The 5004-nt window shown below is 34.4% G+C and carries 3 protein-coding genes; all 3 read left to right on the top strand.

Translation table 11 applies throughout. The features are described from left to right. The first annotated feature begins 412 nt into the window (after positions 1-412). The gene (locus tag AB3X49_RS17600) at positions 413-2308 is read left to right on the top strand and encodes a PrkA family serine protein kinase (protein WP_002029658.1); all 1896 of its coding nucleotides are present in this window, start codon (positions 413-415) and stop codon (positions 2306-2308) included. A gap of 448 nt (positions 2309-2756) precedes the next feature. Further along, on the top strand, positions 2757-3932 hold the full coding sequence (gene yhbH, locus AB3X49_RS17595) for a sporulation protein YhbH (RefSeq protein ID WP_367963706.1): 1176 nt from the start codon (positions 2757-2759) through the stop codon (positions 3930-3932). A gap of 127 nt (positions 3933-4059) precedes the next feature. Then, a partial coding sequence (locus AB3X49_RS17590) for an NEAT domain-containing protein (protein WP_367963703.1) occupies positions 4060-5004 on the top strand: 945 nt, incomplete at its 3' end.

The raw sequence follows: 5004 nt of genomic DNA, 5'->3' as shown, positions 1-5004 counted from the left end.
TTTAAATAGTGTATAAAAAACAAGAAAAAAAGTGATGTGCTGAAAAGCACATCACTTTTTTTGTGTACCTGGCTTATCGTTATAACCAGATGTGAAAATAGCTGTAAGAAATGTGAGCGATACACCTAAAATTAATAATAACTTCATACTAATTTCCTCCTTACTTTTTCGGTTTACGAATCCTATTTGTGAATCGAAATGTATGTAAGGTTCCCAGAAGAAAAGAATTTATTTACAATGAATAGCAGCGTGAAAACTTTAATACCTTTATTATACAGAATTTTCTTTGAATTTTGGAGAGAATTTTATAGCGCTATTATATATTTCGTTTTGATTTAAAGAATGTTTAAGGACATCCTAGCATACCTTTTATAATAATCCGATTGAACAAGGAGATGGGGGAGGAGCTATAATGGATATTCTAAAGAAAATTGAACAATATCGGGAAGCAGAAGAACGTTTACAATGGGAAGGTACGTTTGCGGAGTATTTGGAGCTTGTGAAAGAAAGACCATGGGTGGCTCAAACAGCACACTCTCGCATTTACAATATGATAAAAGATGCTGGAATTGAAGAAGTTGATGGTAGAAGAAAATATAACTTCTTTAGTAATCAGCTATTTGGATTAGAGGATGCTTTAGAACGCCTTGTGGAAGAATATTTTCATCCATCTGCAAAACGATTAGATGTTAGGAAACGTATTTTGTTATTAATGGGGCCTGTTAGTGGGGGGAAATCAACATTAGTTACGATGTTGAAACGAGGATTAGAAACATATTCACGAACAGATCGTGGAGCGATTTTTGCAATAAAAGGATGCCCAATGCATGAAGATCCACTTCATTTAATTCCACAGCATTTACGGAATGATTTCTTTGATGAATATGGAGTAAGGATTGAAGGGAATTTATCACCATTAAATGTTATGCGTCTAGAGCAAGAATATGGGTCAAGAATTGAGGATGTAGTTGTAGAGCGTATTTTCTTCTCTGAAGATCGCCGTACAGGAATTGGTACATTTAGTCCTTCTGATCCAAAATCACAAGATATTGCCGATTTAACAGGTAGTCTAGACTTTTCTACAATTGCAGAATACGGTTCGGAATCAGATCCTCGTGCATATCGATTTGATGGAGAATTAAATAAGGCGAACCGCGGCATGATGGAATTCCAAGAAATGTTAAAATGTGATGAGAAATTTTTATGGCATTTACTATCGCTTACACAAGAAGGGAATTTTAAAGCAGGAAGATTTGCGCTTATTTCAGCAGATGAATTAATTGTAGCGCATACAAATGAAACAGAGTATCGTTCCTTCATAGCAAATAAGAAAAATGAAGCATTGCATTCACGAATTATTGTAATGCCGGTTCCATATAATTTACGGGTTAGTGAAGAAGAACATATTTATGAAAAAATGATTCGTGAAAGTGATGTGTCCAATGTTCATATTGCACCGCATACACTTCGTGTTGCAGCAATGTTCACTATTTTAACTCGTTTAAAAGACCCGAAGCGTCCAGATATTGATTTAATTAAAAAGATGCGTTTATATGATGGAGAAACGGTAGAAGGATATAATACGATTGATGTAGAGGAACTGCAACGCGAATATCAAGATGAAGGTATGAAGGGGATTGACCCTCGTTATGTCATTAACCGAATTTCTTCTACAATTATTCGAAAAGAGGTACCATCTATTAATGCACTAGATGTACTGAGATCGTTAAAAGACGGATTGGATCAGCACCCGTCAATTAGTAGTGAGGACCGAGAGCGCTATATGAATTTCATCTCATTAGCGAGAAAAGAATACGATGAAATTGCTAAGAAAGAAGTACAAAAAGCATTTGTTTATTCATACGAAGAATCAGCTAAGACACTTATGGATAATTACTTAGATAACGTCGAAGCATACTGCAATAAATCAAAATTACGTGATCCGTTAACTGGTGAAGAAATGAGCCCAGATGAAAAACTTATGCGTTCGATTGAAGAGCAAATTGGAATTTCAGAAAATGCTAAAAAGGCATTCCGTGAAGAAATTTTAATTCGCATTTCTGCGTATGCACGTAAAGGGAAACGCTTTGATTATAATTCACACGAACGTCTTCGTGAAGCGATTCAGAAAAAACTATTTGCCGATTTAAAAGATATAGTGAAAATTACAACATCAACGAAAACACCAGACGAAAATCAGCTTAAGAAAATCAATGATGTTGTTGCACGCTTAATTGATGAGCATGGCTATAATTCTTCATCTGCGAATGAATTGTTACGATATGTAGGTAGTTTGTTAAATCGATAGTTTGATAACAAAACGCTGTCTCTTATTCTTGGGGCGGCGTTTTGTTATCTATTGATATTTGTAAAAAATGTCATAGCTTGTCCGAATATAATAAATTAAGATGCGATTTTATGAATTTCTTGTCAATTATTTTTACAATATGCATATGATAGAGTAACCAACCATTCATACAAAAAAGCCAACACAATACAATATGTTGCAAAACGAAAATGTGTGCAACAATGCATTGTGTTTCTTTCTTATCAACGGCTGAATGTTTCTTTCTATTATGTGAGTGGCAAAATTTTGTTTAGGATGCTCGGAGTATTGTATGAAAAACGCTATATATGTTTATGGGATGATTTTCGATGAACAGTTATTTTTCAAATATTCTAGTTACGCACACTAGAAAACAAAATTATAGATTGCTGTTCATAGGGGAAGACAATTACAGTAAGGAGGGAAAGGAATGAGCGAAGAAAACCAACCAAATTACACGATTTCACAGGAAAACTGGTCCCTCCATCGCAAAGGATATGACGACCAACAACGCCATCAAGAAAAAGTGCAGGAGGCAATCAAAAATAATTTACCAGACCTTGTAACAGAAGAAAGTATAGTTATGTCTAATGGCAAGGATGTTGTGAAAATACCGATTCGTTCTTTAGATGAATATAAGATTAGATACAATTATGATAAAAACAAACACGTTGGGCAAGGAAACGGTGACAGCAAAGTTGGTGATGTTGTTGCAAGAGATGGATCAGGTGGTCAAAAGCAGAAGGGACCAGGAAAAGGGCAAGGGGCAGGAGATGCAGCTGGAGAAGATTATTATGAAGCAGAAGTCTCAATTTTAGAATTGGAGCAAGCGTTTTTCAAAGAGTTAGAGCTGCCTAATTTAAAGAGAAAAGAAATGGATGAAAACCGGATTGAACATATTGAATTTAATGATATTAGAAAAACAGGATTATGGGGAAATATTGATAAGAAACGGACGATGATATCTGCATATAAACGAAATGCAATGCGTGGTAAAGCATCTTTCCATCCAATTCACCAAGAAGATTTAAAGTTCCGTACTTGGAATGAAGTGTTAAAGCCAGATTCAAAAGCCGTTGTATTAGCGATGATGGATACGAGTGGATCGATGGGAATATGGGAGAAGTATATGGCACGTAGCTTCTTTTTCTGGATGACAAGATTTTTACGCACAAAGTATGAAACCGTAGACATTGAGTTTATTGCTCACCATACGGAAGCGAAGGTCGTCACAGAAGAAGAGTTTTTCTCAAAAGGGGAAAGTGGCGGAACGATCTGTTCTTCCGTATACAAAAAAGCACTTGAGTTAATCGATAATAAATATTCACCAGACCGTTATAATATTTATCCATTCCATTTTTCAGACGGTGATAATTTAACTTCGGATAATGCTAGATGCGTAAAGCTTGTGGAAGAGTTGATGAAGAAGTGTAATATGTTTGGGTATGGGGAAGTGAATCAGTACAACCGCCACAGTACGCTTATGTCAGCATATAAAAATATTAAAGACGAGAATTTCAGATATTATATTTTAAAGCAAAAAGCAGATGTATTTCATGCGATGAAGAGCTTTTTTAAAGAAGAATCAGGAGAAAGAATGGCATAACCCCTTGTAAAGGGGTTATTTTTTGTGAACTTTTTATTTTTTTAGTTGACAACAATAATGAAAATCATTATCATTTATTCGAGAAATGATTACATTTTGATTTATATATTTTGGAGGAGATGTAAAGTTGGAAAGAAATAAAAGAAAACATATAAATGCGATGATTATCGCTGCGGCGTTCTCGCTTCCATTTGCTACGTATTCAACGCCTGCTTTAGCAGCTGTAGCAATTGAGGAGAACAAAACTGGACATGCTTTAGAAGATGGTACATATGATGCTGTTATTAAAGCGTATAAAGATAAAACGAATGAAGAGTCTATGGCAGCTGTTTATATAAAAGATCCTAAATTAACCATTGAGAATGGGAAGAAAATTGTAACGGCAACGTTAAGTGATAGTGATTTCTTCGAATACTTGAAAACAGAGGATATTGATACTCCTGGTGTATTCCATGATGTAAAAGTCATATCAGAGGATAAAAAGAAAAATGGGACGAAGGTTATTCAATTTGAAGTTGGAGAATTAGGAAAAAGATATAATATGCAAATGCATATTTATATTCCGACAATAGCCTATGATAATAAGTACCAGGTGCAGTTTGAAGTAAATGCGTTAAATCTAGAAAACAATGTTCCAAAAGATCAAAAGGAAAATAAAGAGGATAAAGTGGATCAACAAGATGGAAATGTAATAGTAGATAAGCAATTGCAAATGCATATTAATAAATATAACTTGAATAGAGAGAATCTAAATACGCCAATAACTAAGGAAGATTTATTAAAAGTTAAATCTTTAATAGTCGTTGAGGCAAAAAGTAAAGGAATAAAAGACGTAAGCGGTCTAGAATATATGACGAACTTAGAAAACTTAACGTTGGAAGAAGTTAAGTTAGAAAATATACAGTTTATCTCGAAGTTGAGACAATTAAAATCATTAAGTATAACTTATGGTGAACTCGAAGATATTGGACCTTTGGCTGAGTTAGAGCATGTTGAGATTTTAAGTTTGAGAAACAATAAAATTTCAGATTTAAGCCCATTGAGTCAAATGAAGAAGATTAAAATGTTAGAT

The sequence above is a fragment of the Bacillus sp. C30 genome (assembly GCF_040838255.1).
In the GTDB taxonomy this organism is placed as follows: Bacteria; Bacillota; Bacilli; order Bacillales; family Bacillaceae_G; genus Bacillus_A; species Bacillus_A mycoides.
The sequence above is the reverse complement of the archived record's forward strand: the minus strand, read 5'-3'. Positions and strand labels throughout refer to the sequence as shown.

Excerpts from the sequence above, each read along its gene's own strand:
- yhbH (WP_367963706.1), top strand. The coding sequence starts at position 2,757 with ATGAGCGAAGAAAACCAACCAAATTACACGATTTCACAGGAAAACTGG.
- AB3X49_RS17600 (WP_002029658.1), top strand. The coding sequence starts at position 413 with ATGGATATTCTAAAGAAAATTGAACAATATCGGGAAGCAGAAGAACGT.